The 25,957-nt window shown below is 68.8% G+C and carries 25 protein-coding genes; 16 read left to right on the top strand and 9 right to left on the bottom strand.

Translation table 11 applies throughout. From position 1 onward, the window contains the following. Nucleotides 1-65 precede the first annotated feature (65 nt). The 6 genes from FZ033_RS05235 to FZ033_RS05210 all read right to left on the bottom strand — a co-directional run bounded on the left by FZ033_RS05235 (nucleotide 66) and on the right by FZ033_RS05210 (nucleotide 3,988). On the bottom strand, nucleotides 66-545 hold the full coding sequence (locus FZ033_RS05235; RefSeq protein WP_149575110.1) for a GNAT family N-acetyltransferase: 480 nt from the start codon (nucleotides 543-545) through the stop codon (nucleotides 66-68). A 5-nt stretch (nucleotides 546-550) separates the two neighbouring features. Continuing rightward, nucleotides 551-832, bottom strand: a complete 282-nt coding sequence (locus FZ033_RS05230; RefSeq protein WP_149575109.1) for a type II toxin-antitoxin system RelE/ParE family toxin — start codon at nucleotides 830-832, stop codon at nucleotides 551-553. Next, entirely contained in the window at nucleotides 822-1,049 is a 228-nt protein-coding gene (locus tag FZ033_RS05225) for a hypothetical protein (RefSeq protein WP_149575108.1), read from the bottom strand. Before FZ033_RS05225 ends, FZ033_RS05230 begins: the two co-directional genes overlap by 11 nt. A gap of 23 nt (nucleotides 1,050-1,072) precedes the next feature. Continuing rightward, nucleotides 1,073-2,095: a peptidoglycan -binding protein gene (locus FZ033_RS05220; protein ID WP_149575107.1), complete on the bottom strand. Its 1,023-nt coding sequence runs from the start codon at nucleotides 2,093-2,095 to the stop codon at nucleotides 1,073-1,075. Nucleotides 2,096-2,133: 38 nt separating this feature from the next. Continuing rightward, entirely contained in the window at nucleotides 2,134-3,213 is a 1,080-nt protein-coding gene (locus tag FZ033_RS05215; RefSeq protein ID WP_149575106.1) for a flagellar motor protein MotA, read from the bottom strand. A 127-nt stretch (nucleotides 3,214-3,340) separates the two neighbouring features. Next, complete coding sequence (locus FZ033_RS05210) at nucleotides 3,341-3,988, bottom strand: DUF938 domain-containing protein (RefSeq protein WP_149575105.1); 648 nt, start codon at nucleotides 3,986-3,988, stop codon at nucleotides 3,341-3,343. Nucleotides 3,989-4,399: 411 nt separating this feature from the next. Between FZ033_RS05210 and FZ033_RS05205 the strand changes: the two genes are divergently transcribed. Genes FZ033_RS05205 through FZ033_RS05180 form a run of 6 tightly spaced genes read left to right on the top strand, consistent with a single transcriptional unit; the run spans nucleotide 4,400 to nucleotide 11,732 of the window. Then, nucleotides 4,400-5,320 (top strand): AAA family ATPase, encoded by a 921-nt coding sequence (locus FZ033_RS05205; RefSeq protein ID WP_149575411.1) that lies wholly within the window; start codon nucleotides 4,400-4,402, stop codon nucleotides 5,318-5,320. 14 nt (nucleotides 5,321-5,334) lie between these two features. Further along, nucleotides 5,335-6,294, top strand: coding sequence for a DUF58 domain-containing protein (locus FZ033_RS05200; protein WP_149575104.1), 960 nt, complete (start codon nucleotides 5,335-5,337; stop codon nucleotides 6,292-6,294). Next, on the top strand, nucleotides 6,291-6,869 hold the full coding sequence (locus FZ033_RS05195; protein ID WP_149575103.1) for a DUF4381 domain-containing protein: 579 nt from the start codon (nucleotides 6,291-6,293) through the stop codon (nucleotides 6,867-6,869). The genes FZ033_RS05200 and FZ033_RS05195 overlap by 4 nt, the downstream gene beginning before the upstream one ends. After that, nucleotides 6,866-7,897: a vWA domain-containing protein gene (locus FZ033_RS05190; protein WP_149575102.1), complete on the top strand. Its 1,032-nt coding sequence runs from the start codon at nucleotides 6,866-6,868 to the stop codon at nucleotides 7,895-7,897. The genes FZ033_RS05195 and FZ033_RS05190 overlap by 4 nt, the downstream gene beginning before the upstream one ends. Beyond that, on the top strand, nucleotides 7,897-9,972 hold the full coding sequence (locus FZ033_RS05185) for a VWA domain-containing protein (RefSeq protein WP_149575101.1): 2,076 nt from the start codon (nucleotides 7,897-7,899) through the stop codon (nucleotides 9,970-9,972). Before FZ033_RS05190 ends, FZ033_RS05185 begins: the two co-directional genes overlap by 1 nt. Next, nucleotides 9,969-11,732, top strand: coding sequence for a BatD family protein (locus tag FZ033_RS05180; RefSeq protein ID WP_149575100.1), 1,764 nt, complete (start codon nucleotides 9,969-9,971; stop codon nucleotides 11,730-11,732). Before FZ033_RS05185 ends, FZ033_RS05180 begins: the two co-directional genes overlap by 4 nt. Nucleotides 11,733-11,776: 44 nt before the next feature. On the opposite strand, the gene FZ033_RS05175 is transcribed toward FZ033_RS05180, so the two are convergent. Beyond that, complete coding sequence (locus FZ033_RS05175; protein ID WP_232847337.1) at nucleotides 11,777-12,670, bottom strand: LysR family transcriptional regulator; 894 nt, start codon at nucleotides 12,668-12,670, stop codon at nucleotides 11,777-11,779. 128 nt (nucleotides 12,671-12,798) lie between these two features. Between FZ033_RS05175 and FZ033_RS05170 the strand changes: the two genes are divergently transcribed. The 10 genes from FZ033_RS05170 (at nucleotide 12,799) to FZ033_RS05125 (ending at nucleotide 22,101) form a co-directional block, all read left to right on the top strand. After that, nucleotides 12,799-13,509, top strand: a complete 711-nt coding sequence (locus FZ033_RS05170) for an isochorismatase family protein (protein ID WP_138401623.1) — start codon at nucleotides 12,799-12,801, stop codon at nucleotides 13,507-13,509. Between the two features lie 94 nt (nucleotides 13,510-13,603). Continuing rightward, nucleotides 13,604-14,671 (top strand): ABC transporter substrate-binding protein, encoded by a 1,068-nt coding sequence (locus FZ033_RS05165; protein ID WP_149575098.1) that lies wholly within the window; start codon nucleotides 13,604-13,606, stop codon nucleotides 14,669-14,671. A gap of 26 nt (nucleotides 14,672-14,697) precedes the next feature. Then, nucleotides 14,698-15,624, top strand: a complete 927-nt coding sequence (locus FZ033_RS05160) for an ABC transporter permease (protein WP_149575097.1) — start codon at nucleotides 14,698-14,700, stop codon at nucleotides 15,622-15,624. A gap of 8 nt (nucleotides 15,625-15,632) precedes the next feature. Further along, nucleotides 15,633-16,439 (top strand): ABC transporter permease, encoded by an 807-nt coding sequence (locus tag FZ033_RS05155; RefSeq protein ID WP_149575096.1) that lies wholly within the window; start codon nucleotides 15,633-15,635, stop codon nucleotides 16,437-16,439. Between the two features lie 25 nt (nucleotides 16,440-16,464). Further along, nucleotides 16,465-17,526, top strand: coding sequence for an ABC transporter ATP-binding protein (locus FZ033_RS05150; RefSeq protein ID WP_149575095.1), 1,062 nt, complete (start codon nucleotides 16,465-16,467; stop codon nucleotides 17,524-17,526). 98 nt (nucleotides 17,527-17,624) lie between these two features. Then, nucleotides 17,625-18,638 carry a dipeptidase gene (locus FZ033_RS05145; protein WP_331251167.1) on the top strand — a complete coding sequence of 338 codons (1,014 nt, stop codon included), beginning with the start codon at nucleotides 17,625-17,627 and terminating at the stop codon, nucleotides 18,636-18,638. A 40-nt stretch (nucleotides 18,639-18,678) separates the two neighbouring features. After that, the gene (locus FZ033_RS05140; protein WP_149575094.1) at nucleotides 18,679-19,206 is read left to right on the top strand and encodes a 4-vinyl reductase; all 528 of its coding nucleotides are present in this window, start codon (nucleotides 18,679-18,681) and stop codon (nucleotides 19,204-19,206) included. 82 nt (nucleotides 19,207-19,288) lie between these two features. Beyond that, on the top strand, nucleotides 19,289-20,356 hold the full coding sequence (locus tag FZ033_RS05135) for an ABC transporter substrate-binding protein (protein ID WP_149575093.1): 1,068 nt from the start codon (nucleotides 19,289-19,291) through the stop codon (nucleotides 20,354-20,356). Nucleotides 20,357-20,437: 81 nt separating this feature from the next. Then, the gene (locus FZ033_RS05130) at nucleotides 20,438-21,307 is read left to right on the top strand and encodes an ABC transporter permease (protein ID WP_188079316.1); all 870 of its coding nucleotides are present in this window, start codon (nucleotides 20,438-20,440) and stop codon (nucleotides 21,305-21,307) included. After that, the gene (locus FZ033_RS05125) at nucleotides 21,307-22,101 is read left to right on the top strand and encodes an ABC transporter permease (protein WP_149575091.1); all 795 of its coding nucleotides are present in this window, start codon (nucleotides 21,307-21,309) and stop codon (nucleotides 22,099-22,101) included. Before FZ033_RS05130 ends, FZ033_RS05125 begins: the two co-directional genes overlap by 1 nt. A 315-nt stretch (nucleotides 22,102-22,416) precedes the next feature. Here FZ033_RS05125 and FZ033_RS05120 read toward each other — a convergent pair whose 3' ends face one another. Next, nucleotides 22,417-22,956 (bottom strand): sarcosine oxidase subunit gamma, encoded by a 540-nt coding sequence (locus FZ033_RS05120; protein ID WP_149575090.1) that lies wholly within the window; start codon nucleotides 22,954-22,956, stop codon nucleotides 22,417-22,419. Then, nucleotides 22,949-25,957 (bottom strand): sarcosine oxidase subunit alpha family protein, encoded by a 3,009-nt coding sequence (locus FZ033_RS05115; protein ID WP_149575089.1) that lies wholly within the window; start codon nucleotides 25,955-25,957, stop codon nucleotides 22,949-22,951. The genes FZ033_RS05120 and FZ033_RS05115 overlap by 8 nt, the downstream gene beginning before the upstream one ends.

Below are 25,957 nucleotides of genomic sequence, written 5' to 3'. Positions count from 1 at the left end.
GTTGAAGCCCGCGCGGCGTTTGAGCGTCACACTCTCGGCATTGGTCAAAGACCGAGGCCGTTGGTCTAAGGCTCGCGCGGCGCCTGAGCGGCATCGCCACCGCGCCATTCCATGCGGAAGGTGCGGCGGCCGGACATGGGGTTCTCGCCCTCGGCGACGATGGCGAGCCCCATCTTCTCGTAGAAGCGCACCGCGCGGGGATTGTCCTGGTTCACGTCGAGGGCGACGAGGGCCGGGGAGATCCGCCGCGCCTCGTCCATCAGCGCCTCGGCCGCGCCTTGTCCCCAGACGCGCGGGGCGACGGCCAATTGGTCGAGATATCCGGTGCCGGGGTGGATGACCACGAACCCGGCCACGGCACTCTTCCCATCGAGCGCCACCCGAATCAGCGCACCGCCTGCGGTGAGGGTATCGAGATGGCTTTCGAGCCACGGCCGGCGGGCCTCGAAATCGATCTCCGGCAGGGTCTTCATCCAGCTCTCCACCCACAGCTGCGCCATGGCGGGGCGATGGGCGGGCAGTGCGGGCGCGAGGGTATAGGGCATGGCGATCAGAGGGGCCGGCGCGCCGTGTGGCGCACGTGGAGGACGATGACCATTTTGGGCCGCAGAAGATAAAAGATCCGAAACGGCAGGCCGGAAACGGTCAGCAGGCGAATGTCCTTGCGCGCCGTTGGTCTTCCGCTCGACGGGAAGTCGCGCAAGGCATCGACCGCGTTCTGGATCCTGCGAACGACGGTCGCGGCGCCGTTGGGGCTGTCGCGGGTGATGTGGGTAAAGATGGCATCGAGATCGTCGAGCGCGCGACGGGAATAGCGCAGCTCATGCGCCATGGCAGCGGAACAGGGCTTTCACTTCAGCATCCGTGGCTAGCCGGCCTGCATCCACGTCTTCCAGGGCGGCATCGATCGCAGCCGCTTCCTCCGGGGACAGATCAGCCGGGACGACCCGCTCCTGCTCGATGCGTTGGAGCTGGCGCACGGCTTCCGCCTGGGCCTCCTCCGGCCATTTGCCCAGCCGCTGCATCAGAAGCTCAAGCTGCTTGTTCATGCCTCAAATCCTAACACAATCCCTCACCGCTCCGTCAGCTTCAGCTCAATGCGGCGGTTGCGGGCGCGGGCGTCCTCGGAGGCGGCGGCGTCGATGGGCTGGTATTCGCCGAAGCCGGCGGCGATCAGGTGCTGCGGGCTCACCCCCTTGGAGATGAGGTATTGAACCACCGCGATGGCCCGAGCCGCCGACAGCTCCCAGTTGGAGGGGAACTGCGGCGTGGCGATGGGCCGGTTGTCGGTGTGCCCGTCGATGCGTAGGGCCCAGGAGATGTCTGGTGGGATGCTCTTCTCCAGCTCGAGGATGGCGCCCGCCAGCTTGTCCAGCTCCGCCAGCGCCTCGGGGCGGGGGGTGGCGGAGCCTCGGTCGAAGAACACCTCCGACTGGAACACGAAGCGATCGCCCACCACCCGCACGTCCGGCCGGTTGCCAAGGATCTCGCGCAGGCGGCCGAAGAATTCCGAGCGGAAGCGCGTCAGCTCCTGCACCCTTTGGGCCAGCGCCACGTTGAGCCGGCGGCCGAGGTCGGTGATCTTGGTCTGGCTTTCGGCGTCGCGCTTCTCGGCGACGTTGAGGGCCTCTTCCAGCGCCGCCATCTGCCGGCGCAGGGCGGAAATCTGCTGGTTGAGCAGCTCGATCTGGGCAACGGCGCGGGCCGCCACGTCCTTCTGCAAGTCCACCTCGCGGGCGAGCGAGCGGGTGCGGCCGTCGTCGGAGGTGGGGGCTGGAGCTGTGGAAAGCTGGCCCTTGAGGCGGTCGCGCTCGGTTTCGGTGGCCTCCAGCGAGGCGCGCAGGGTGGCGAGCTCGCCGTCCGCGGTCTGGCCGGTGGCGCGCTCCAGCGAGAGCAGCTCGGTGAGCTGGCGGATCTGCGCCTGCAGCCGCTGCATCACATTGTCCTTGCCCGACATCTCCTGGGTCAGGAAGAACTGGGTGAGCATGAAGACGGACAGCAGGAAGATGAACACCAGCAGCAGCGTGGACAAGGCGTCCACGAAGCCGGGCCAGTAGTCGATCTGGCGGTCGCGGCCGCGTCTGCCCAAAGCCATGGCTCAGCTCCCGCTCAAGGGTTGGTCCCCGCTCACGCTCATGGCTTGCCCCGGCCCGAGGTCTCGTCCTCCAGCCGCCGGACGAGGCGCTTCAGTTCTTCCTGCTGGGAGCCCTGCGCCTCGATCATCTGCTTCAGCAGGGCCTGCTCCGAGCGCATGTGGGTGACGAGGGCCTGGAGGCTTTCAGCGAGCTGGGCCATGGCGGTGGTGACCCGCTGTGACCCGGCTTCCGTCATGGTCTTCTCCAGCCGGCCCATGGCCGAGACCAGCGGGGCGGTGTCGAAGGCCGGCTGTGGCGGCGGCAGGGCGAGGGGCGGGCTTGACGGAACGGGCTGCGCCGCCGTGGACAGGCGCGCCGGCTCCCGCTCGGCGCCGAAGCCGCGCTCGCGGGGGGCCTCGTCGAGGTCGCGCACGGTGGTGGAGAGCCAGTCCTCCAGATCGGTATAGAAGCGGGCCTGCGCCTGCCCCGCCTGAAGATCGAGGAAGCCGAGCACCAGCGAGCCGGCAAGGCCGAACAAGGAGGACGAGAACGCTGTGCCCATGCCGCCGAGGGGGGCGGCAAGGCCGGTCTTCATGTCCTCGAAGATGGAGCCGGCATCCGGTCCCACCTGCAGCGAATTGATGACCGTGCCGATGGAGGAGACGGTTTCCAGAAGGCCCCAGAAGGTGCCGAGCAGGCCGAGGAACACCAGCAGGCCGGTGAGATAGCGCCCCATGTCCCGGCTCTCGTCGAGGCGGGTGCCGATGGAATCCAGGATCGAGCGCATGGTAGCCTGGGAAATGGACATGCGCCCCACCCGGTCGCCCAGCAGCGCCGCCATGGGCGCCAGCAGGGTGGGCGGGCGCGCCACCGCGAGCCCCGGATCGGAAAGGCGAAAGGAATTCACCCATTCCACCTCCGGGAACAGCCGCGCCACCTGCCGGATGGCGAGGATGATGCCCACGGCCAGCACCCCGAAGATGACGCCGTTGAGGCCCGGATTGTTGAGGAAGGCGGCGACGATCTGCCGGTGCAGCACGGCGGCGAGCGCCGCGCACAGGGCCAGGAACACGATCATCCGCACCAGGAAGATTTGGGGGGACGATACCTTGATGTAGGGATCGACGACGCGCGCCATGAAGGGTCCTCGAGCGGAAGGGGCATCCAGCGGAAGGGGCATCGAGCGGAAGATCCGGCCCGGTCCTGATAGCAGATTGCGGTGAGTCTGGCTCACCCCAATCCGGTTCCGGCCGTGCGGTGCCCGACTATGGCACAGCGCCGGTGCCGGGCGAAACCGCCATGACCTTACGGAATACAAGTGACAGGTTGTTGGACGGCATCTCGACCACCCGCGCGAGGGCGAGGCCGTTCTTCGCGGCGCAGGCGGCCACGTCGTGAAGGTGGCGCAGGCCGAAGCGCGGGTCCTGCCGCTTCAGGTCGGCGTCGAAGGCCACGTTGCTGGGGGCAGTGGGCACGCCGTCCTGCAGGAACGCGCCATAGGCGAACAGCACGCCGTCCGGCGGCAGGCGGGCACCGGCGCCGCGCATGAGCCCTTCGGTCGCCTCCCACGGGCTGATGTGGATCATGTTGACGCATACCACCGCATCCACCTTCCCCACCGGCCAGTCCGCGGCGGCGGCATCCAGGGCGAGGGGCGGGCGCACGTTGGCAAGGCGTTCCGCGGCGGTCCAGGCGGCGATGGAGGCCCGCGCCTCGGGGGAAGGGTCGGAGGGTTGCCAGATGATATGCGGCATCTTTCGGGCGAAATACACCGCGTGCTCGCCGGTGCCGCTGGCGATCTCCAGCACCAGCCCGCTCGCGGGCAGAAGCTGGAGCAACTGGGCGGCGATGGGCTCGCGGTTGCGCGCGACCGCCGGGGCGGAGCGGCGCGCGTCGGGGGACGGATCGGGCAAGGGGCTAGTTCTCCGCTGCGTCAGGGCGCCCGGGGCCGATGGGGCAGGGGGCTGGCGGGCGCCATCTTGGCCGGTGGGGCTCTAGGGCTCAACCGTCGCCCATGCCTCCATCCGCCGCAGCGGGGCAGGGCGCATTTTTGGTGCCCAGCCCGGCCGGGACATGGCCTGGCGCCCCCCGCGGGTTGAAAAATGAATGCGAGATAATGTGCGATCACGCATCCGCGGCGATATAAGGAACCAAAGCCAGCGCGAGACCGGAACCCTTCTTTCATGACGACAAGCCGTGACGCCAGTTTCCTGGAAGGTGCCTTTGCCCGGGCGCGGCCCCCCGTGGCGGATCGTGCCGTTCATGAGCGTGGGGCTCATGACAGTGCCGGGCTCGATCGGGCGTTCGACGATCTCGCCGCTTATATGAACGCCTGCATCCTTGGCCAGCCGGCCTTCGTGGAATTGCTGCTCATCGCCGTGCTGGCCGACGGCCACCTTCTGGTGGAGGGCGCGCCCGGCCTTGCCAAGACCAAGGCCATCAAGGCGTTGGCCCGCGCCATCGACCTGAGCGACCAGCGCATCCAGTTCACGCCGGACCTTCTGCCCTCCGATCTTACCGGCACCGACATCTACCGGCCCGAGGATGGCACCTTCCGGTTCCAGAAGGGGCCGGTATTCCACAATTTCATCCTCGCCGACGAGATCAATCGCGCCCCGGCCAAGGTCCAGTCGGCCCTGCTGGAGGCCATGGCAGAGCGGCAGGTGACGGTGGGCGGCAAAACCTACCGCCTCGACGACCTGTTCATGGTGATGGCCACGCAGAATCCCATCGAGCAGGAGGGCACCTACCCCCTGCCCGAGGCCCAGCTCGACCGCTTCCTGCTGCACGTGCGCATCGATTTCCCCGATATCGCCGCCGAGCGCGAGATCCTGCGCTTGGTGCGCGGAGAGGCGCGGGGCGTGGCGCCGGACTTCGGCCCGCCCCTGCCGCAGGAGGTGGTGTTCGCCGCCCGGCGCGCGGTGGCGGCCGTGCATATGGCCGAGCCGGTGGAGGAATATCTGCTCCAGATGGTGCAGGCGACCCGCCATCCCGAGATTTACGGTGCCGACCTCGAGGGGCTGGTGAGCTTCGGCGCCAGTCCGCGCGGCACCATCGCCCTCGACCGCTGCGCCCGCGCCCATGCCTGGCGGCGCAAGCGCGACTATGTGGTGCCGGAGGACTTGCAGGCCGTGCTGAAGCCGGTGCTGCGCCACCGCGTGCTCATGACCTTCGAGGCCGAGGCGGACGGGGTGACGAGCGACGATTTCATCGACCTCCTCATCGCCCGGGTGCCGGTGGGCTGAGGTCGCGGACCGCCATGTCGGAAAAGGATCCGTTGAAGGGCATCGTCGCCCGCCTGCCGGAGCTGGTGGCCGCGCGCCCGCGTGGCGGCGGCGGCTTTGCGCCCGGCGGCAAGGTGCGGACCCACCAGTTCGGCGGCCACCGCTCGTCCTTCCGCGGCCGCGGCATGGAATTCGACGAGGTGCGTGCCTACCATCCCGGCGATGATGTGCGCACCATCGACTGGCGCGTCACCGCCCGCACCGGTCGGACCCACACCAAGCTGTTCCAGGAGGAGCGCGAGCGCCCGGTCCTGATCCTCGCCGACGCCCGCGCGCCCATGCGCTTCGGCACGCGGGGCAGTTTCAAGTCGGTGCTGGCGGCGCAGGCGGCGGCCATCCTCACCTGGGTCGGCATCGCCGGCGGCGACCGGGTGGGCGGCGTGGTACTGGCGCCGTCCGGCGTCAGTGCCTTCCGGCCGGAGCGCAGCCGCAGGCGGATCCTGAATTTCGTGCGCGCCGTGGCCGACGCCACCGCCGAGCGGGTGGGACCGGAGGGCGCGGGCCCCACGCTGGCGGAAGCCTTGGCGCGAACCCGTGCGCTGGCGCGGCCCGGCACCCTCGTTTTCCTCGTCACCGACTTTGCCGATTTCGACGCCCATGCGGTGCGCGAGGTGGAGCGGCTCGCGGTGGACAACCACGTCACCTGCCTGTTCGTGTTCGATCGGCTGGAGGCGCAGATGCCGGACCCCGGTCTCTATCCGGTCACCGACGGGGTGGCGGTGGCGCGGCTCGATGCGGAGCGGGCAGCGCTGCGGGCCGCCTACGCCCAGCGCTTCGCCGCGCGACACGATGGGGTCGAGCGGATCTGCCGCGAGCGCGGTATGACCTTCCTCGACCTTGAGACCGGCAGCGATCCGGCGGACGTGCTGCATCCCGAGCGGCTGCGGCCGCTGCAATCGGCGGGTCGGCGGGCAATGGGGCGTGCGTCGGCATGACGTCTCCCACCACGACCGCTCCCTCCGCGCCGGATTTCTCGACCCCGGATTTCCTGACGCCGGGGGGAAAGATCCCCGACGCCCCGGCCGCTCCCTCGCTTGAGGAACAGCTTGCCACCCTGCGCGATATCCACCTGCCGCCGGACGTGCCGTTCTGGCCACCCGCGCCCGGCTGGTACGCGCTGGCGGGCCTGGTCCTGCTGGTGGGGGTGGTGCTCGCCATTCGCGAATGGCGCTGGCGGCAGACCCTCGCCTACAAGGCTTTGAAGGAGTTCGAGGCGACGCTCGCGGGGGCTGGCGGCCGCGATGGCCTTCCCGATGCCCAGACCATCGCCGTGGCGGCCTCCGGCGTGCTGCGCCGGCTCGTGCGCGCCCAGTCCGGGGATGAGGCCACGGCTCTCACCGGGGAGGCGTGGACGCGGGTGCTCGTGGCCGGCAAGGCCGGCTTCGGCGTTGCCGAGGCCGCCTTCCTCGCCCGCGCGCCCTATTACCCGCCGGCCGCCGCCCCCGATGCCGGGATCGCGCCAAAGGCCTTTGTCACCGCCGTGCGGCGCTGGATCAGGGCGCGCGCATGATCACCCTGCAATGGCCCTTCGTGCTGGCGCTGCTTCCGCTGCCGTTCCTCATCCGGCTGCTGCTGCCGCGCGCGCCGGAGCGGCGGGCCGGTGCCCTGCGCCTGCCGTTCTTTGCCGAGCTCGCCCGCGCCGGCCTCGTCGCCGCTGGCCGCCCCCGCTTCAGCCGGCTGCGGCTGGCGACGCTCGCCTTCATCTGGACTCTGCTGGTCATCGCCGCCGCGCGGCCGGTCTATGTGGGCACGCCCGTCGCCATTCCCGTGGAGGGGCGCGAGATGATGCTGGCGGTGGACCTTTCCGCCTCCATGTCGTCGCCGGACCTGGTCCAGTCCGGCGTGCCGGCGAACCGGCTGCAGGTGGTCAAGCGCGTGGCGGACGACTTCATCGCCCGCCGCACCGGCGACCGCATCGGCCTCATCCTGTTCAGCACGCGGGCCTATGTGCAGGCGCCGCTGACGCTCGACCGCACCGTGGTGCGCCAGCTCCTCGCCGAGGCCTCGATCGGCATGACCGGCCGCAACACCTCCATCGGCGATGCCATCGGCCTTGCGGTGAAGACCCTGCGCGACCGGCCGGCGAAGGATCGGGTGCTGATCCTGCTCACCGACGGTGCCAACACCTCCGGCGTACTCGACCCCATGGAGGCGGCGGCCATCGCGGCGAAGGAGAATGTGCGCATCCACACCATCGGTGTCGGCGCCGACGCGATGGATTTCATGCCCGGCGCGCCCATGAACCCGTCCGGCGACCTCGACGAGGAGGCGCTGAAGAAGATCGCGGGCCTCACCGGCGGCCAGTATTTCCGCGCCCGGAACGACAAGGGCCTCGCCGCCATCTATGCCGACATCGACCGTCTCGAGCCGGTGGCCGGGGACCCGCAATATGTGCGTCCTACCATCGCCTTGTTCTACTGGCCGCTCGGGGCGGCTCTGCTGTTGAGCTTCCTCCTCTCGACCCTGCTGCTGACGCATCTGCCCCTGCGCCGCCCGGCGGGTGGGGGCGAGCCGACCCGCGTGGAGGGCTCCGCCTGATGCCGGCGAGCTTCCATCTCCTGCGGCCCGAATGGCTGCTGGCCCTGCTGCCGGCGGCTGTACTGGCAGCGCTGCTGTGGCGCAGGCTGAACCAGGGCGCGAATGACTGGTCGCGGGTGGTGGATCCCCATCTGCTCGTCCATCTCGCCGCGTCGGGGGGCCGACAGACGGGCCACTGGCCGATCGCGCTCCTGCTGGTGGGTTGGGTCGCGGCCATCCTCGCCATGGCCGGGCCCACATGGGAGAAGCTGCCGCAGCCGGCGGGCGGGCGGCTTGAACCCGTGGTGGTGGCGCTCAGCCTCACCCGCTCCATGGGCGCCAGCGATGCCAGCCCCACCCGTCTTGCCGCCGCCCGCTACAAGGTGGCGGACGTGCTCGCGCGCATGCGCGGCGGCGAGGTGGCGCTGGTGGTCTATGCCGACATTCCCTTCACCGCCGCACCGCTCACGCAGGACGCCCGCGTGGTGGGCCAGATGCTGCCGGACCTCGCCACCAACCTGATGCGCGGCGGCCCGGCGCGCACCGACCTCGCCATCGAGAAGGGGGTGGAGCTTCTGAAGGGCGCGGGCGCTTCCAGCGGGCGCATCCTCATTCTGGCGGACAGTGCGGGGGATGACCCGCAGAAGGCGCAGGCGGCGGCCAGGGCGGCTGCGGCGGCGGGCTTCAAGGTCAATGTGATCGGCGTCGGCGCGTCCGGTGCGGACGGGGCTGCGCCTCTGGATGCGGCGGGCCTCTCCGCCCTCGCGGTTGCCGGGCGCGGCAGCTTCTCCCGCCTCACCGCGGACGACAGCGACCTGGAGAGCACCCTGCCGCTGACGAGCGCCTCCGCCACGGCGCCGCCGGCCGACCAGGATGGCTTCACGGCGGATGTTTGGGCGGACATGGGGCCGTTCGTGCTCCTCATCGCCGTGCTGCTGGCGCCCTTCGCCTTCCGCCGGGGGTGGATCGCGGTGCTGCTTCTCGCCGCCCTGCCGGCCGTGTTCGCGCCTCCTCCGGCGGCGGCGGGGACGTGGGATGATTTGTGGGCGCGGCCCGACCAGCAGGGCGCCTCGGCCTTCAGCGCCGGCGACTACGGGGCCGCCGCCCAGCGCTTCGAGGACCCGGCCTGGCAGGCGGCCGCCCGCTACAAGGCTGGCGACCATGCGGCCGCCGCCGCGGCCTATGCGGGCATTCCGGGCGCCGACTACAACCGGGGCAACGCGCTGGCCCGTTCCGACCGGCTGGAGGAGGCCGTCGCCGCCTACGACGCCGCCCTCAAGGTCGACCCCGCCGACGCCGATGCCAAGTTCAACCGGGATCTGGTGCAAGGCATTCTCGACGCCCGCAAGAAGAAGAACGACCAGAAGAAGGACAAGGGCAACTCCGGCGGCGGCGGGGGAGGCGGCGGCAAGTCTGATTCGGGGAAATCCGATCCCAGTAAGCCGGATCCGAACAAGTCCGACCCTTCCAAGTCCGACCCTTCCAAGTCTGATCCGGCGAAACCCGATCCCGCCAAACCTGATCCTGCAAAGCCCGATCCGGCCAAGCCGGACAATACGAAGCCGGATGCAGGCAAGGCCGGCGCGGACCCGCAGAAGGACAAGCCCGGCGAGCCCGACAAGGGCGATCCGCAGTCGGCGGGAGGCGCGTCGCAGCCATTCGGGCCGCCTCCTGCACCTGCGCCGCTGCCGCCGCGCCGGCCGCCCGAGATCGCCGCTGCCCCGCAGCCGCCGGCCGAGCCGCCCCAGCCCCAGCCGGCGCCACAGGCGAACCCGCCCGCCCCGCCGGCTGCCGCCGCGCCGCCCCCGCCTTTGCCGCAGGGCGCGCCCGATGTGCCGCACGACAGCCGGGACGCAAACAAGGCGTTCGAGCCTCCGCCGCCCGGCCCCACCCAGGTGGTGCCGACCGCCGCTGCGCCCCCGCCGCCGGGCGGCAAGGAGGGCAAGATGCCCGCGCAGTCGCTGTCCGATGACGAGCAGAGCCGCGAGCAGGCGCTGCGCCAGGTGCCGGACGATCCCGGCGGCCTGCTGCGCGCCCGCATCCGCGCGCGCTACATGGGCGGTCCCGTGAACGTCCAGGTGGAGGGCGAGCCATGATCCACGCCGTGCTGCGCCTCGCCCTCCTGCTGGTTGCGCTTGTCGCGGCGACGCCGCTTTTCGCCGGCGCCTTCAAGGCGAGCATCGAGCGGCTGCCCACCGACCAGGGCGAGCCCTTCGAGCTGGTCCTGAGCCTGGCCGGTCGCGACAGCCTGGAACCTCCGAACGTCACCCCCCTGTCGAAGGATTTCGAGATCCTCGACCGGCGCAAGCGCAGCCGCATGGACACCGTGGCGGGACAACGGGTCGAGGTGAACGAATGGGTGCTGACCCTGGTGGCGAAGCACCCGGGCCGTCTCACCATTCCCGCCCTCTCCGTCGGAGGGGAGGCGAGCGCGCCCATCGATCTCACCATTGCTCCCGGTGCGGCCATCGCGCCGCCCGACGACGAGCCGCTCTCGCTGGCGGTGGACGTGCAGGGCACCCCGCCGTTCTTCCTCCAGAGCGAGATCCCGGTGGTAGTGCGGATGTTCGACCGCGTCGGCGCGCTGGAGGCGACGGCGGGACAGCCGGAGGCCGATGGCGCCTCCTTCACCCCAGAAGGCGGGCTGAAGACCTATTCCCGCGTGTTCGGCCGCCAGCGCTTCCGCGTCGTGGAACTGCGCTACACCATGCGGCCCCAGCGCACAGGGACGATCCAGATCCCCTCGGTGGCGCTCAAGGCCTCCCTCCCCACCTCGCCGCCGGGCGCGCAGGAGCAGGCCCGCACGCTGGGGCGGCCGGCCATGCCGTGGCTCGGCGGCGGCTTCAATGCCGGACGCAAGGTCACGGTCTATTCCAACCCGGTGGAGGTGGAGGTGCGCCCGCGCCCCGCCGGCGTCACCGGCTGGTTCCTGCCGGCCCGCTCCGTGACCTTGCGGGAAAGCTGGTCGCGTCCGCCGGGCGAAGCCAAGGTCGGCGGCGCGCTGGTGCGCACCCTGCGCCTGGAGGTGAAGGGCGCGAGCCCCGGCCAGTTGCCGCCGCTCGCGGCGCCGGAGGTGGACGGGGTCCGCCAATATGCCGACGAGGACAAGCCTGAGGCCACGTCGGTGGACGGCGGCATCGGCGCCGTGGTGGAGACGCGCGTCTCCGTGGTGCCCACGCGCGCCGGAACGGTGACGTTGCCGGCCATCTCCGTGCCCTGGTGGAACGTGGTGGCAAACCGCGCCGAGACCGCCACCCTGCCGGCCGTGACCCTCACGGTGGCGGCGTCCGCCGACGGCAGCGCGCCGCGGGCGCCCGCCTCTCCCGTTGCCGTGCCGGCGCCGTCGCCGGCCGCCGATGCACCGCAGGGCGGCTGGAGCGTGCGCGACGTGCTGGCCGTGCTGGCCGTGACCGTGCTGGTGGCCGGAACCGTGTTTTACAGCGGGCGCCGGCGGCGCCCGGTGGTGGCCGAGCGTGCGCCGGACCCGACCTATCCCGGAGCTGTCCGGCCGGTCGGTCGCGGCCGAATGGCCGGACGGCCGGCGTTGGCGCTCCTGGATGTGGAGGCGGCGGCGCGGGCGCTCGATGCTGCCTGTCGCAGCAACGATGCCGCCGCCGCCCACCGCGCCTGGCTCGTCTTCGCCCGCGCCATGGGCGGGACGGGCGGTGAGACGCCGCGTACCCATGAGATGGGGCAGGCGGTGGCGGAACTGAACCAGCACCTGTATGCGGGTGGTGCAGCGGAGTGGGATGGGCGCGCCTTGTGCAAGGCCCTTGCCGCCGAACGGCGCGCCGCGAAGACGCGTAACGGGCGCAAGGCCCGCGGCCTCCAGCCGCTCTATCCCACGTCCGGTTGATCCGGTATCCGGCTGGAATGGCCGGGTTCGGGGCGGAGCGGCGGCTACATGCTGCCCCATACCCGCAGCAGGAAATTGGTGAAGATGGAGACCGCTGGCGAATGCACCGGCGTCGCCCAGGCGGCGACGGTGACGATTTTTTCCGACACGTCATCGAGATCGCGGATGACGATGCCGCGCCGCTGCAGGTTGCGCACGCAGCTGGCATAGACCGAGACCCCGGCCCCCGCCGCCACCAGCCCGAAAATGCCTTCCGAGGACGAGGCCTCCTGCGCGATCCGCGGGGTGAAGCCGGCGCGGTGGCAGATGGAGAAGAAGGCATTGCGGAAGGCGCCCCAGTTCTCGCCCGAGCCGAGCACGAAGGGTTGGTCCGCAAGGTCCGAGAGGCGCAGGGTGCGCACGTTCGAGAGCGGGTGGGTGATGGGCAGCAGCGCCACGTAGCGGTTGTCGTCGAAGGTGTAGCTCTCCATGCTCGGCTCCTCGAACGGGCCGATCATGAAGCCGATGTCGATGCGCTCCGCCAGCAGCGCCTCCTGCTGCTTGAAGGTGGGGATGAACGAGATCTCCAGCCGGATCTCCGGCCGGTAGCGACTGAAGGCGCTCAGGAATTCCGGCAGCCGACCGTTGATGGCGAAGTCCATGTAGCCGATGCGCAGCAGGCCCACCTCGCCGCTGGCGGTGCGGCGGGCATTGGTGACAGCGCGCTCCAGCCGCTCCAGGGCGGCGCGGCCGTCGGCGAGGAAGGCCTTGCCGGCCTCAGTCAATTCCACCGACCGGGTGGTGCGGGCGATGAGGGGCACGCCCACGTCCTCTTCCAGGTCGCGGATGAGGCGGCTCATGGCCGGCTGGGTCATGTGGGCGCGCTGGGCGGCGCGGCTGAAGTGCAGTTCCTCCGACAGGAGGACGAAGGCACGGACGTGGCGGAGGTCGAAGCGCATGGGTCCATTCATATCATAAGCAGCATAAATCGTGCTGAATTTGGAATTTCTCCTGTCATAGAAGATTGAGCAATCTTGTCCTCGCAAGTCCGGCGCAGACGGGCGGAAAACCAGCAGGGACAACGACTATGGCGTTCGAGGAAGATCTCGATGCGGCGCTGACGCGCGCCTTCGAACAGGCAACCTCCCTCTATCAGGGGCGCGGCTTCCAGCGGCGGGTGGGATTCGGCAGCCGTCCGGCGCTGATCAACGTGGATCTGGCCAACGCCTGGACCCGTCCCGGCAACCCGTTCACCTGCGAGAAGATCGACGACCAGATCATCCCCGGGGTGCAGGCTTTGCTCGCCGCCTGCCGGCGCAACGGCCACCCCGTGGTGCATGTGACCACCTGCTACCAGGTCACCGACGAGACCCAGGCCGCCACCGATATGGGCTTGTGGCACCACAAGATTCCCATCGAGGTGGTGGACCAGTCCAAGCCCGAATTGTGGGCCATCGACAGCCGCATCGAGCCGGTGAAGGGTGAGCAGGTGCTCATCAAGAAGCGGGCTTCCGCCTTCCACGGTACCTATCTGGCCGGCTTCCTGCGGGCCAACAACGTGGACACCATCCTGGTGACCGGCGTCACCGCCTCCGCCTGTGTGCGCACAACGCTTTGCGACGGTCTGGCGGAAGGGTTCCGCACCATCGCGGTGAAGGAATGCATCGGCGACCGGGTGCCCGGCGCGGTGGCGTGGAACCTCTTCGACATCGACGCGAAGTTCGCCGATGTGGAGCCCCTGGAGCGCTGCATCTCCTACCTCGACGAAGTCGGCGCCAAATCTCGCGCCGCGGCCTGATCTTGTCGCCGCGCCCCGGCGCGGCGACTTCAAGACGTTCTCCGACATCGATGACTTCGACTTCGACATCAAAAAATAAAATCCAGAGGCGGACATGACGAAGACTGATCTCACACTTTCGGGTGCGCCCTCCCGGCGTGCCGTCCTCGGAGCGCTCGGAGCGGGGGCGGCGGTGCTCGCCGCCCCGCGCCTTGCCCGCGCGCAGGAGGGGACCCTCGTCGTCTCCAACTGGGGCGGCGACTGGAACGAGCGGACCATCCGCTTCGTGGAAGCGCCGCTGGTGGAAAGCCGGGGCATCAAGATCGTCCGCGACCTCGGCATGGAGCCCGAGCGCAAGGCCAAGCTGATCGCCGAGAAGCGGCTGAAGCGCGGCACCATCGACGTCATCCACATCAACGAGGGTGACAGCGTGGAGCTGAACGCCCAGGAGGTGCTGAGCGACATCGACTTCTCCAAGGTGCCCAACTACGCCGACGTGGTGCCGGCGCTGAAATCCAAGCCCTTCTTCGTGCCCTGGCTCTACAGCGGCGTCACCATCATCTACAACAAGGACAAGGTGCCGAACCCGCCCAAGTCCTACGAGGAGCTGTGGGACAAGAAGTGGGCCGGAAAGATCGGCCTCACCAACCAGCTTTACTTCAATTACATCATGATGGCTGGCCTGATCAAAGGCGGCAACGTCACCAATACCGAGCAGGGCAAGGAACGGCTGATCCAGCTGAAGGAGCTGACCCAGCCGCGCATCTATGCCGCCCACCAGCAGCTCGGCGCCGGCCTCGTCAATGGCGAGGTGGACATCGCGGTGAACTACAAGGCGCGCGGCCTGCAATGGGCCAATGACGGGGCGCCGCTCGCCATCCAGTATCCGTCAGAAGGCGCCATCGCGGTGATGTTCGGCGCGGCCCTGCCCAAGCGCGCGCCGAGCCCCGACCTCGCCTATATCTATTTCAACGCCATGCTGGACCGCAAAGCCATGGCCGGCCTTGCCGGCGCCAGCTTCTACGCCCCGGCCAACGCCAAGGCGGAGCTGACCGACGAGCTGCGCGCCAAGGTGGACTTCACGCCAGAGCAGGCGGCGGCCCTGAAATTCCCCGATTACGCCCATGTGGCGAAGAATACGGCGGAATGGCTCGAGTGGTGGAACAAGAACATCGCCCGCTGAGCGCGGCCGGCATGTCGGGTTCGGCCATGTCCACGGCAACGACCAGCCCCGGCGGCGCCACCGCTCCGCCCTTGCCTCTTCCCGCGCCGGGTGCGCGGGATCGCCGGCGGCTGTCGCCGGCCTTCGGCCTCGCCGCGCCCGGCACCCTGTTCGTGGTGCTGGCGCTGATGGGGCCGCTCGCCCTCATGTTCCGCTATTCGCTGAACCGGTTCGTGCCGGGGCAGATGATGGTGGAGGCGTTCACCCTCGCCAACTACCAGAAATTCTTCGCCGACAGCTACTACCAGGAGGTGCTGGCGACCACCTTGTGGGTCTCCGGCCTCTCCACACTCCTGTGCCTCCTTGCCGGCTTTCCGGTGGCGTACTTTCTGGTGCGGCAGGCCAGCGACAAATGGAAGGGGCGCTTGCTCCTCCTCGTCATCCTGCCGCTGCTCATGGGCAATGCGGTGCGCACGGCGGCGTGGATGGTGATTTTGGGTGACAAGGGCTTGTTCAACGCATTTGTCAGCACCCTCGGCCTGTCGCCGGTGAAGCTGATGTACACGCCCACCGCCGTGGTCATCGGCCTTGTCTCGGTGCTGCTGCCGTTCATGATCGTGACGCTGCAGAGCGTCATCGAGGGCATCGACGCCAATCTCGAAGCCGCAGCCTCCAGCCTTGGTGCCTCCCACCTCACCACCCTGTGGCGGGTGGTGCTGCCCTTGGCACTGCCCGGCATCCTCGCCGGCACCATGCTGTGCTTCATCCTCTCCATGAACGCCTATGCGACGCCCGTGCTCATCGGCGGCCCGAGCTTCCAGATGATGGCGCCCGCCGTCTACCAGCAGGTGGCGAAAGCCATGAACTGGCCCTTCGGCGCGGCGCTCGCCTTCGTGCTCATGGCGGTGACTTTGGTGCTCACCACCACAGCCAACATCCTGGTGCAGCGGCGCTATCGCCGCTGGAGCGAGTGAGGGGCGCCATGGGCATTCTCGCCATCAATCGCATCTATGCCGCGCTCTCGGCGCTGGTGCTCGCCTTCGTGCTGCTGCCGCTGGTGGCCATCGTGTGGGTGAGCTTCTTCGCCAACCGCATCCTGTCCTTCCCGGCCACCGGATATACCTTCAGCTGGTATGTCCGTGCCTGGGAGCAGGAAGCGTTCCGCAACGGCTTCATCACCAGCGTGGAGACCGCGCTGGTGGCGGTGGCCATCTCGCTGGTGCTGGGCGTGCCCGCGAGCCTCGCCTTGGTGCGCTATCGCTTTCCGGGGCGGGACGCCATCCAGACCGTGCTGCTCTCGCCCATGGTGGTGCCGGGCATCGTCGGCGGCGCGGCGCTGTTCATGGCCTTCATCGAGCTGGAAGTGCTGCTGGACGTGGAGATCGCCGGCACATTGCCGGGCCTGCTCATCGCCCACGGCCTCATCGCGCTTCCGTGGACGGTGCGGCTGGTGACGGCCTCCCTCGTGGGCATGAGCCCGTCCTACGAGGAGGCAGCGCGCTCGCTGGGCGCGGGGGTGTTCACCACCTTCTTCCGGGTCACGCTGCCCATCATCAAGCCCGGCATCGTGGCGGCGGCGCTGTTCTCCTTCGTGGTGTCCTTCATCGACCTTGAAAAGTCGATCTTCCTGGTGGGCCCCGGCCGCACCACGCTCCAGATCGCGCTGGTCTCGTATCTGGAATGGAACCTTGATTCCACGGTGGCGGCGGTCGCCACCGTGCAGATCCTCATCATCGGCGCGCTGCTGATCGCCAGCGACCGCTATGCCCGCCTCGCGCGGGCGTTCTGAAACGCCTGCTTTCGGAGTGACCTGAATGTCCGACGTCGTCCTCCAGTCCATCGTCAAGCGCTACGACGCCACCACCGCCGTGGACAATGTCTCGCTCAACATCCGCCAGGGCGAACTGGTGGCGCTGCTCGGCCCCTCCGGCTGCGGCAAGACCACGACCCTGCGCATGGTGGGCGGCTTCATCCCCGTCACCGAGGGGCGCATCCTGGTGGGCGGGCGCGATCTCACGTCCCTGCCGCCCAACAAGCGCAACATGGGCTTCGGCTTCCAGAACTACGCGCTGTTCCCGCACATGAGCGTGGGCGAGAACGTGGCCTTCGGCCTCCAGATGCGCAAGCTGCCCAAGGCCGACATCGCCCGGAAGGTGAAGACGGCGCTGGACCGGGTGAAGCTCTCCCACCTGGCCGATCGCCTGCCCAAGCAGCTTTCCGGCGGCCAGCAGCAGCGCGTGGCGCTCGCCCGCGCGCTGGTGATCGAGCCGGACGTATTGCTGCTCGACGAGCCGCTCTCCAACCTCGACGCCCAGCTGCGCAACGAGATGAAGCTGGAGATCCGCAACATCCAGCAGCAGCTCGGCATCACCACCATCTTCGTCACCCACGACCAGGACGAGGCGCTCTCGGTGGCCGACCGGGTGGTGCTGATGCGCGCCGGGCGCATCGAGCAGATGGGCGCGCCGGACGATTTGTTCGAGCGGCCGGCGTCGCACTTCGTCGCCGAATTCATGGGCGTCACCAACCTGCTGGCCGGCACGCTCGAAGGCGTCGGCCGCTTCCGCCTCAAGAGCGGTGAGGTGCTGGCGGTGCCGGTGGCCGGGCTGTCCGGCGACCTGGCGCTGGCCCTGCGGCCGGAGCGGGTGATCCTCGACGGCACCGACGAGGCGCTACTCGCCAACACCCTGTCCGCCGAGGTGGAGTTCGCCACCTATCGCGGCCTCGTCATCGATTATCGCGTGCGCCTGCCCTCGGGCGTGACGCTGATCGCCCGCCGGCCCTCGCCGGCGGTGGGCGGACCGGCCCCGCTCAGCCCCGGCCGCGCGGTGCGCGTGTCCTGGCAGCCGGAGGCCGGGACCCTCGTGCCGGTGTGAGCCGGCACGTTTGGAATTCTGCCGGTGTGAGCCGGCACGCCACTTCTGTTTCCAATATCTGCCGGCGTCCGGCCGGCACCTGAAGAAGGCATTTCGCCGTGAACCTGCACGTTTCGCCCAAGAAGGAAGATCAAGCCGTGTCCAGCCTGCACGAACAGCTTGTCGTCATCGACGGCCTCATCATCTCCGACTTCTCGCGCCCCGTGTTCGAGGACATGCGCAAGGGCGGCCTCACCGCGGCCAACTGCACCTGCTCCATCTGGGACAACTTCACCGAGACCATGCGCAACATCGCGAAGTGGAAGAAGGACTTCGCGGCGAACGCCGACATCATCTCCCAGGTCTACACCACCGAGGACATCCTCAAGGCCAAGGCCGAGGGCAAGACCGGCATCATCCTCGGCTGGCAGAACACCTCCGGCATCGAGGACCACATCGAATATCTCCAGCTGTTCCATGAGCTGGGGGTGCGCATCATCCAGATGACCTACAACACGCAGAACTGGGTCGGCTCCGGCTGCTACGAGAGCACCGACAGCGGCCTCTCCGACTTCGGCCACGACGTGGTGGCGGAGATGAACCGCCTCGGCATCCTGTGCGACCTGTCCCATGTGGGGCCGAAGACTTCGGAAGACACTATCAAGGCATCCAAGCAGCGCGTGGCCTATTCCCACTGCCTGCCGGCGGGGCTCAAGGCCCATCCGCGCAACAAGAGCGACGCGCAGCTGCGCTTCATCGCGGACAAGGGCGGCTTCATCGGCGTCACCATGTTCCCGCCCTTCCTGGCGAAGGGGCCTGAGGCCACCGTCGCCGACTATGTGGAGGCGATGGAATACATCATCAACATCGCCGGCGAGGACATGGTGGGCGTGGGTACCGACTTCACGCAGGGCTTCGGCCAGCCCTTCTTCGATTGGATCACCCACGACAAGGGCCTCGGCCGCAAGCTCACGGATTTCGGCGCCGTCATCAATCCGGAAGGCTTCCGCGAGATCGGCGACTTCCCGAACCTCACCGCCGCCATGGAGCAGCGCGGCTGGTCCACCGCCCGCATCGAGAAGGTGATGGGGCAGAACTGGCTCCAGCTGCTCAAGGACGTGTGGGGCCGTTGAGCCCCATTTCGTCTTCCATCCAATGCGGGAATACTGAAAAATGGCCAAGCCCGAGATCGAGATCGACGTGGACCCGGCAACGGGGCGCTGGTTCGTGGACAAGATGCCCATGATCCTGGTGCCCCAGCACTTCTACAACAACAACCACTTCGCCATCGAGGGCGCGCTGGGGGCGGAGGCGTTCGACGCCGCGCTGGCCCCGGCGGGGCATCTTTCCGCCTATGTGTGGTGCAAGAAGCAGAGCGAGGTTTACGGCCTCGACGGCGTGGACGTGTTCGCGCACTACATGAAGCGGCTGTCGCAGCGCGGCTGGGGCTTGTTCTCCATCCTCGCCATCGATCCGGCCGCCGGCACCGCCACCATCCGCCTCGACAACTCCTCCTTCGTGACCGACGAGACGCGTAACGCGGGCCGCAAGCTCTGCTACATGTTCGCGCCCTGGCTCGCCGGTGCGCTGGAATTCGTCTGCGAGCAGGCCGGCGCACCGAAGAAGCTCGACGCCCGCGAGGTGCAGTGCGCGGCCGAGGGCCACGACTTCTGTCTCTACGAGGTCAAGCCCGCCGCCTGAGGCGGGATTATTCTTCAACAATACACAAATAAGCGATCCGAAAACGGGCGCACCTTCCATCCGACCAGAGGACTTGAGGAACATGAGCGACAAGATGAACATGTCTCGCCGCACCGCGCTGAAGACGTTCGGTGTGGCCGCCGCCGGAGCGCTGGCGGCGCCGTCCGTCATCACCCGTTCGCTGGCGGCCGGCGAGACGCTGGTGGTCTATAATTTCGACGGCCTGCTGGGCAAGGTGATCAAGGATCACTGGATCGACCCCTTCAGCCAGAAGACCGGCGTGAAGGTGGAAGTGCTGACCATGCAGGGCTCGTCCCCGCCCATGGCGAAGATCAAGGCCCAGGTGGATGCCGGCCGTCCCGACGCGGACGTGATTCCCATGCAGATGCCCGATTACGTCTTCGGCGTGCGGAACAATCTGTTCCAGACCATCGACGCCAAGGACATGCCCGAATACGCCAATCTCTATCCCGACTACATCACGCCCCACGGGCCGAAGCTGGTGCTGTGGAGCTACGGCCTCGCCTACAACACCGACAAGATCAAGACCGCGCCCACCGCCTGGGCGGACCTGTGGGACCCGCAGTACAAGGGCAAGGCGGCGCTGAACGAGGCGCTGTTCGACCAGGCGCTGCAGATGGCCAACCTCGTCGCCAAGGGCAAGCCCCTGCCGGTGGACGATGCCACCTTCGCCGCCCTCACCAAGCTGCGCCCGAATCTTGCGACGCTGTGGACCACCGGCGCCCAGGCCGAGCAATTGCTGCGCACCGGAGAGGTGTGGATCATGCCGGTATGGAACGGCCGCGTGTATCCGCTGAAGGATCAGGGCGTGCCGATCGATTTCGTCTCGCCGAAGGAAGGCTTCTTCACCCGGGCCGACCCGTTCTGCATTCCGCGCGGCGCGAAGAACCCGGATCTCGCCAAGGCCTTCATCAATTTCTCCTGCACGGTCGCCCCGCAGCAGGCGCTGGCACAGGGGCTGTTCTATGCCTCGCCCAACCAGAAGGTGGTCTATCCGCCGGAGATCGCCAAGCGCGTGGTGGTCTCCACCCGCGAGGAGCTGGCGCGCGCCGTGCCGGAGGATTTCGAGGTGATCGTGGACAATCTGCCCGATTGGCGCCGGCGCTGGGACGCCTGGAAGCAGAGCTGAGCGAAAGCCGGTCGCGGAGCCCTCGTCATGGCGAGCGATGCCTCTCTTCCATCCTCCCTCGCGGACCCTCGGGGCAAGCGGATGTCATTGAAAAACCTCGGTCGCCAGGGTTTCGGCCGGCTCGGATGGTGGGGGCTTCTGGCCCCCGCCATGGGACTTTACGCCCTCGTCTTCTTCATGCCGCTCGGCGTGCTGGTGGGCGAGAGCGTGCATCCCTCCGGCGCGCCGCAGCTGTCGCTCGCCAATTATACCGCCTTCTTCAATGATGGCGTCACCTTCTCCATCTTCGCGCGCACGGTGCGGTTGGCGTTCTTCGTCACGCTCACCTGCCTCGTCTTCGGTTATCCGCTCGCATTGTTCATGCGGCGGGCGGGGCCGGTGCTGCGGCTGGTGGCCCTCACCATCGTGGTGTCGCCGCTTCTCACCTCGGTCATCGTGCGCAACGTGGCGTGGCTCCTGGTGCTGGGGCGCGAGGGCATGGTGAACACGCTGCTGCGGCAGGCCGGCCTCATCGATGCGCCGCTGCCGCTGCTCTACAACACCTTCGGCGTGGTGGTGGGCGTCACCCATGTCTACCTCGCCTTCCTGGTGCTGCCGGTGTTCTCCTCGCTGCTCGCCATCGACCCCAGCGTGGAACAGGCGGCGTCGAGCCTTGGCGCCTCGCGCTTCACCGTGTTTCGCAAGGTGACGGTGCCGCTCTCCCTGCCGGGGGTGATTGCGGGATCCACCCTCGTGTTCGTGCTCACCATGGGGGTGTACCTGACCCCGGTGATCATGGGCGGCAGCTTCGTCACCACGCTTCCCATGGTGATGACGGATTTGGTGCGCACCCAGTTCGACTGGAGCCGGGCGGCGGCCTTCGCCATCGTGCTCCTCGCCTTCATCGCCATCGTGATGGTGGCATCCAGCCGCGCCGAGCGGCGCATCGAGCGCATGCGCGGGGAGCTGTGATGAGCGAAAACCGGATCGGCCTCCTCGTGGGCACCATTGCCGTGACGGTGATGGTGTTCCTCATCCTGCCCCAGCTCATCCTGCTGGTGCAGTCGTTCACGGCGGAGGACTATTTGTCGTTCCCGCCGAAGCACTTCGGGCTTCGGTGGTACGCCTTCATCTTCGGCGACGAGACCTGGCGGCGGGCGCTGTCCACCAGCATGCTCATCGCCGTGCTGGTGACGCCGCTTGCGGTCATCCTCGGCACGGCGGCGGCCATCGGGCTCGATCGGGGCCCCATGCGCCTGCGCAAGGCCATGCGCACCGCCCTGGTGTCGCCCATGGTGCTGCCCCATGTGGTGCTGGGCATGGCCATCTACCGGGTGTTCCTGCCCCTGCGCTTCGACGATACGCTCGCGGGCTTCCTGGTGGCGCATCTGGTCTTGTGCGTGCCCTATGTGATCGTCACCGTGGGCGCGAGCCTTCAGGCCATGGATCGCTCGCTGGAGCAGGCCGCCATGAGCCTTGGCGCCTCGCTTCCGGTGGCCCTGTGGCGGGTGGTGCTGCCGCTGGTCCGGCCGGGGGTGATCGCGGGGGCGGTGTTCGCCTTCATCACCTCGTTCGACGAATTCATCGTCACCTACTTCCTGGCGAGCCGGCAGACCACCGCGCCCATCCAGATCTTCTCCAGCCTGTCGTATCAGCTGGAACCCTCCATCGCGGCGGTGTCAGGCCTGACGCTGGTGGTGACGGCAGCCCTGTGCGGCCTGCTCATCCTGCGCGGGAGCATGGCGGGGACAACCCAGGTGGCGTGAGGGGGGCAAGACTGCTGCGCTGCGCGTCCGCCGTTTCACGCTCAGATCCCTCGCCGTTGCCGCTCCATCACCGTCATGCCCGGCCTTGTGCCGGGCATCCACGCGGTTCGGCCGGGAACCCCTTTCGGAATCCAGTGCCAGCGGCACGGCGTGGATGCCCGGAACCCGCATGTTTGCGGGTTCCGTTCTCAGAAGCTGAAGTCGGCAACAGCCGACTTCCGGGACGAGCCCAGGCATGACGGCGGTGAAGCCCAAACAAAAAGCGCGGGACGGATGGCCTCCGTCCCGCGCTTTTCTTTCACCCGACCCCCGCGATCAGGCGAATTCCTGCGCCACCTCGGTGAGGAAGCCGAACACGTAGGGCGCGAACGAGCGCCAGCATTCCACCCGGAAGCCATCCCCAAGCCGCACCACGACCACGTCGGCCTTGCCGAGAAGCGTGCGGGTGGCGGAGCCTTGCGGGAAGGCGGCGTCGGACAGATCCAGCGCGATGCCGGCGTTCAGCACGTCCGCCGCGTTCGGGCCGGTGACGGCGATGCCCACGTTGCGATGCCCCACAGCCACCAGCGAGAAGAAGCGGCCGGCAAGCTCGGCCTCCAGCGCCGCCTGGGCGGCAGCGCCTTCGCCCTCGGGCATCACCAGCAGCCATTCGTCGGGGCCGAGCCGGGCGGCGAAGCGCTCGGGGGTGCCGCGCGCGGTGTTGAGGGTGCCGGAGAGGTCGAAGCCGCCGGCGGTGCCCGAAAAGCCCCTCAGCCGCAGCACGAAGCGGTCGGCTGGGGGCAGGGGGGAGACGATGCCGCCGGTGCCTGCGGGCAGGACGGGGGTGCGGCGGGCCGGGGTCGGGGTATCAAGCATGGAGCGCTCCTTCCGTCTGGACGCCGTTCACCCTTTTGCCTTCGGGATCGACGAACACCGGTGCGGTCACCTTCACCGCGGTGAAGCCGGTGGGGGTGGTGACGTGCAGGGTCTCTCCCATGCGCGCCCGGCCGCCGGCAACCAGCGCCAGCGCGATGGGATGGCCAAGGCTGGGGCTGAGATAGGACGAGGTGACGTGCCCCAGCATGGTCATGGGCAGCGCCTGGGCTGGATCTGCGACGATCTGCGCCCCCTCGTCCAGCACCGTGCGGCCGTCGAGCGAGGCGAGGCCCACCAGCTGCTTGCGGTCGGCAAGGACCATGTCCGGGCGCGCCAGCGAGCGCTTGCCCACGAAGTCGCGCTTGAGCTTGGAGACCATGCCGCCGAGGCCGAGGTCGTCCGGCGTCACCGTGCCGTCGGTCTCCTGGCCGACGATGATGAAGCCGCGCTCGGCGCGCAGCACGTGCATGGCCTCCGTGCCGTAGGGGGTGATGCCGAAGCGCTGGCCGTAATCGAACAGCGCTTCCCACACCGCGCGGGCGTTGTCCGCCGGCACGTTGATCTCAAAGCCCATCTCGCCGGTGAAGGACACGCGCATGAGCCGGGTCGGCACGCCGCAGATTTCGCCGACACGCACCGCCATGTGGGGGAAGGCCTCCGGAGCGAGGTCGATGCCGGTGACGAAGGGCTGAAGCACGTCGCGGGCGCGGGGCCCCTGAAGGGCGATCACCGCCCACTCCTCGGTGGTGGAGGTGGCAAAGACGTTGAGGTCCGGCCACTCGGTCTGGAGATAATCCTCCATGTGGGCAAGCACGCGCGGCGCGCCGCCGGTGGTGGTGGTCACATGGAACAGGTCGGTGGCGAGGCGCGCGACCACGCCGTCGTCGAAGATGAAGCCGTCTTCCTTCAGCATCAGCCCATAGCGGCACTTGCCGGGTTCCAGCTTCAGCCAGGCATTGGGATAGATGCGGTTGAGGAATTCCGCCGCATCCGGCCCCTTCACCTCGATCTTGCCGAGCGTCGAGGCATCGAAGATGCCGACGCCCTCGCGCACTGCCCGGCATTCGCGCGCCACCGCCGCGTGCATGTCCTCCCCCGCCTTGGGGAAATACCAGGCGCGGCGCCACAGCGAGACGTTCTCGAACTTGGCGCCATGCTCGGCCGCCCACTCATGCAGCGGGGCGGTGCGGATGGGGTCGAACAACTGCCCCCGCGCCGAGCCGATGATGGCGCCGAAGGTCACCGGCGTGTAAGGCGGGCGGAAGGTGGTGGTGCCCACCTGCGGAATGGGCTTTTCCAGGATCTCAGACAGCAGGCCCAGCGCCGCCATGTTGGAGGTCTTGCCCTGGTCGCTGGCCATGCCGTTGGTGGTGTAGCGCTTCACATGCTCCACGCTCTCGAAGCCCTCGCGCACGGCAAGGCGGATGTCCTTGGCCGTCACGTCGTTCTGGAAGTCGAGGAAGGCGCGCACCTTCTTCGGGTCGTCGTCGGTGGGCAGCACCCGCGCCGGGGCAAAGCCCGTGGGGGTGGCGGGAGCGGCGGCGAAAAGGCGGGAGCCGCTCGCTCCTGCGGCGGTGCTGCCGGCGGCCCAGCCTTCGGCGAGGATGGCGCCGAGGTCGTAGGTGCCCTTGCAGGCGCCGGCGGACCGCTCCTTCTGCACCGATGTGCCGGGCACGAAGGCGTCGATATCGTCGCGGAACACCAGCTTGCCGCGCGACTGGGAATAGAGATGCACGGACGGCGTCCAGCCGCCGCAGACGCCGGCGCAATCGCACGGCAGGGTGCGGCGGGCGCCGACCTTGCCGGCGTTCACCGGCGCCACGATGAGGCCGGTGAGCCCCTTGCCGCCGGTGGAGCCCACCACGGTGTGGCCGGCGAGGATCTCGATGCCCGCGGCCAGCGCCTTCTCCGGCCCGATGGCGCTCAGGGGCCGCGTATCCACGATGGTCACGTCGAGGCCGGCGGCCTTGGCGTCCGCCGCCGCGGCATAGGCCGAGGCGCCGTTGGTGGCGAACACGATGCGCCGGCCCGGCGCCACGCCGTAGCGGTTGATGTAGGTGCGCACGCTCTCCGCCAGCATGATGCCGGGGCGGTCGTTGTCGGCGAAGGAGAGCGGGCGTTCGTGGGCGCCGGTGGCGATCACCACCTCGGCCGGCCGCACCTGCCACAGCCGCTCGCGCGGCAGCTTGGGGTCGGGTTTTTCCAGATGGTCGGTGACGCGCTCGGTGAGCACCACATGGTTGTGGTTGTAGTAGCCGAAGGCGGTGGTGCGCGGCAGCAGGGTTACGTTGGCGCGGCCCGCCAGCGTCGCCAGCGCCTGCGCCACCCATTGCGCGGCGGACACGCCGTCGATGGTGGCGGTGCGCTCCGCCAGAAGGCTGCCGCCCATCTCCGCCTGCTCGTCGGCGAGGATCACGCGCTTGCCCGCCTCGGAGGCGGCGAGAGCGGCGGCAAGACCGGCCGGTCCCGCGCCCACCACCAGCACGTCGCAATGGGCGTTGCGGTGCACGTAGCGGTCGGCATCGGCCACGTCGGGGGCCACGCCGAGGCCGGCGGCGGCGCGGATCTTTGGCTCGTAGAGCTTGTCCCAGAACGAGCGCGGCCACATGAAGGTCTTGTAGTAGAAGCCCGCCACCAGCACAGGCGACAGGCGGTCGTTCACCGCGCCGATATCGTGCTCCAGCGAGGGCCAGTGGTTCTGCGAGGACAGCTTCAGGCCGCCCACCGCCTCGATCACCGTGGCGCGGTTGTTGGGGTCGGCGCGACCGGGGCCGCGATCCACCTTCAGCAGCGCATTGGGCTCGTCGGAGCCGTGGGTGAGGATGCCGCGCGGGCGGTGATACTTGAACGAGCGGCCCACCAGCCGAATGCCGTTGGCGAGCAGCGCCGAGGCCACCGTGTCGCCGGCAAAGCCTTGCACGGTCTTGCCATTGAAGGTGAAGGCGAGGGGCTTCGCGCGGTCCACGCGGCCGCCGGTGGGGAGGCGATTGGATTGGGCCAT

Origin of the sequence: Xanthobacter oligotrophicus (assembly GCF_008364685.1) — a bacterium.
Lineage (GTDB): Bacteria > Pseudomonadota > Alphaproteobacteria > Rhizobiales > Xanthobacteraceae > Xanthobacter > Xanthobacter oligotrophicus.
This window is presented reverse-complemented; position numbering and strand designations above follow the sequence as displayed.

Excerpts from the sequence above, each read along its gene's own strand:
- FZ033_RS05180 (WP_149575100.1), top strand. The coding sequence starts at position 9,969 with ATGATCCACGCCGTGCTGCGCCTCGCCCTCCTGCTGGTTGCGCTTGTC.
- FZ033_RS05130 (WP_188079316.1), top strand. The coding sequence starts at position 20,438 with ATGTCATTGAAAAACCTCGGTCGCCAGGGTTTCGGCCGGCTCGGATGG.
- FZ033_RS05185 (WP_149575101.1), top strand. The coding sequence starts at position 7,897 with ATGCCGGCGAGCTTCCATCTCCTGCGGCCCGAATGGCTGCTGGCCCTG.
- FZ033_RS05120 (WP_149575090.1), bottom strand. The coding sequence starts at position 22,956 with ATGCTTGATACCCCGACCCCGGCCCGCCGCACCCCCGTCCTGCCCGCA.
- FZ033_RS05155 (WP_149575096.1), top strand. The coding sequence starts at position 15,633 with ATGGGCATTCTCGCCATCAATCGCATCTATGCCGCGCTCTCGGCGCTG.
- FZ033_RS05150 (WP_149575095.1), top strand. The coding sequence starts at position 16,465 with ATGTCCGACGTCGTCCTCCAGTCCATCGTCAAGCGCTACGACGCCACC.
- FZ033_RS05165 (WP_149575098.1), top strand. The coding sequence starts at position 13,604 with ATGACGAAGACTGATCTCACACTTTCGGGTGCGCCCTCCCGGCGTGCC.
- FZ033_RS05125 (WP_149575091.1), top strand. The coding sequence starts at position 21,307 with ATGAGCGAAAACCGGATCGGCCTCCTCGTGGGCACCATTGCCGTGACG.
- FZ033_RS05135 (WP_149575093.1), top strand. The coding sequence starts at position 19,289 with ATGAGCGACAAGATGAACATGTCTCGCCGCACCGCGCTGAAGACGTTC.
- FZ033_RS05230 (WP_149575109.1), bottom strand. The coding sequence starts at position 832 with ATGGCGCATGAGCTGCGCTATTCCCGTCGCGCGCTCGACGATCTCGAT.
- FZ033_RS05205 (WP_149575411.1), top strand. The coding sequence starts at position 4,400 with ATGAACGCCTGCATCCTTGGCCAGCCGGCCTTCGTGGAATTGCTGCTC.
- FZ033_RS05115 (WP_149575089.1), bottom strand. The coding sequence starts at position 25,957 with ATGGCCCAATCCAATCGCCTCCCCACCGGCGGCCGCGTGGACCGCGCG.
- FZ033_RS05225 (WP_149575108.1), bottom strand. The coding sequence starts at position 1,049 with ATGAACAAGCAGCTTGAGCTTCTGATGCAGCGGCTGGGCAAATGGCCG.
- FZ033_RS05235 (WP_149575110.1), bottom strand. The coding sequence starts at position 545 with ATGCCCTATACCCTCGCGCCCGCACTGCCCGCCCATCGCCCCGCCATG.
- FZ033_RS05170 (WP_138401623.1), top strand. The coding sequence starts at position 12,799 with ATGGCGTTCGAGGAAGATCTCGATGCGGCGCTGACGCGCGCCTTCGAA.
- FZ033_RS05175 (WP_232847337.1), bottom strand. The coding sequence starts at position 12,670 with ATGCGCTTCGACCTCCGCCACGTCCGTGCCTTCGTCCTCCTGTCGGAG.
- FZ033_RS05190 (WP_149575102.1), top strand. The coding sequence starts at position 6,866 with ATGATCACCCTGCAATGGCCCTTCGTGCTGGCGCTGCTTCCGCTGCCG.
- FZ033_RS05215 (WP_149575106.1), bottom strand. The coding sequence starts at position 3,213 with ATGGCGCGCGTCGTCGATCCCTACATCAAGGTATCGTCCCCCCAAATC.
- FZ033_RS05220 (WP_149575107.1), bottom strand. The coding sequence starts at position 2,095 with ATGGCTTTGGGCAGACGCGGCCGCGACCGCCAGATCGACTACTGGCCC.
- FZ033_RS05200 (WP_149575104.1), top strand. The coding sequence starts at position 5,335 with ATGTCGGAAAAGGATCCGTTGAAGGGCATCGTCGCCCGCCTGCCGGAG.
- FZ033_RS05160 (WP_149575097.1), top strand. The coding sequence starts at position 14,698 with ATGTCCACGGCAACGACCAGCCCCGGCGGCGCCACCGCTCCGCCCTTG.
- FZ033_RS05195 (WP_149575103.1), top strand. The coding sequence starts at position 6,291 with ATGACGTCTCCCACCACGACCGCTCCCTCCGCGCCGGATTTCTCGACC.
- FZ033_RS05140 (WP_149575094.1), top strand. The coding sequence starts at position 18,679 with ATGGCCAAGCCCGAGATCGAGATCGACGTGGACCCGGCAACGGGGCGC.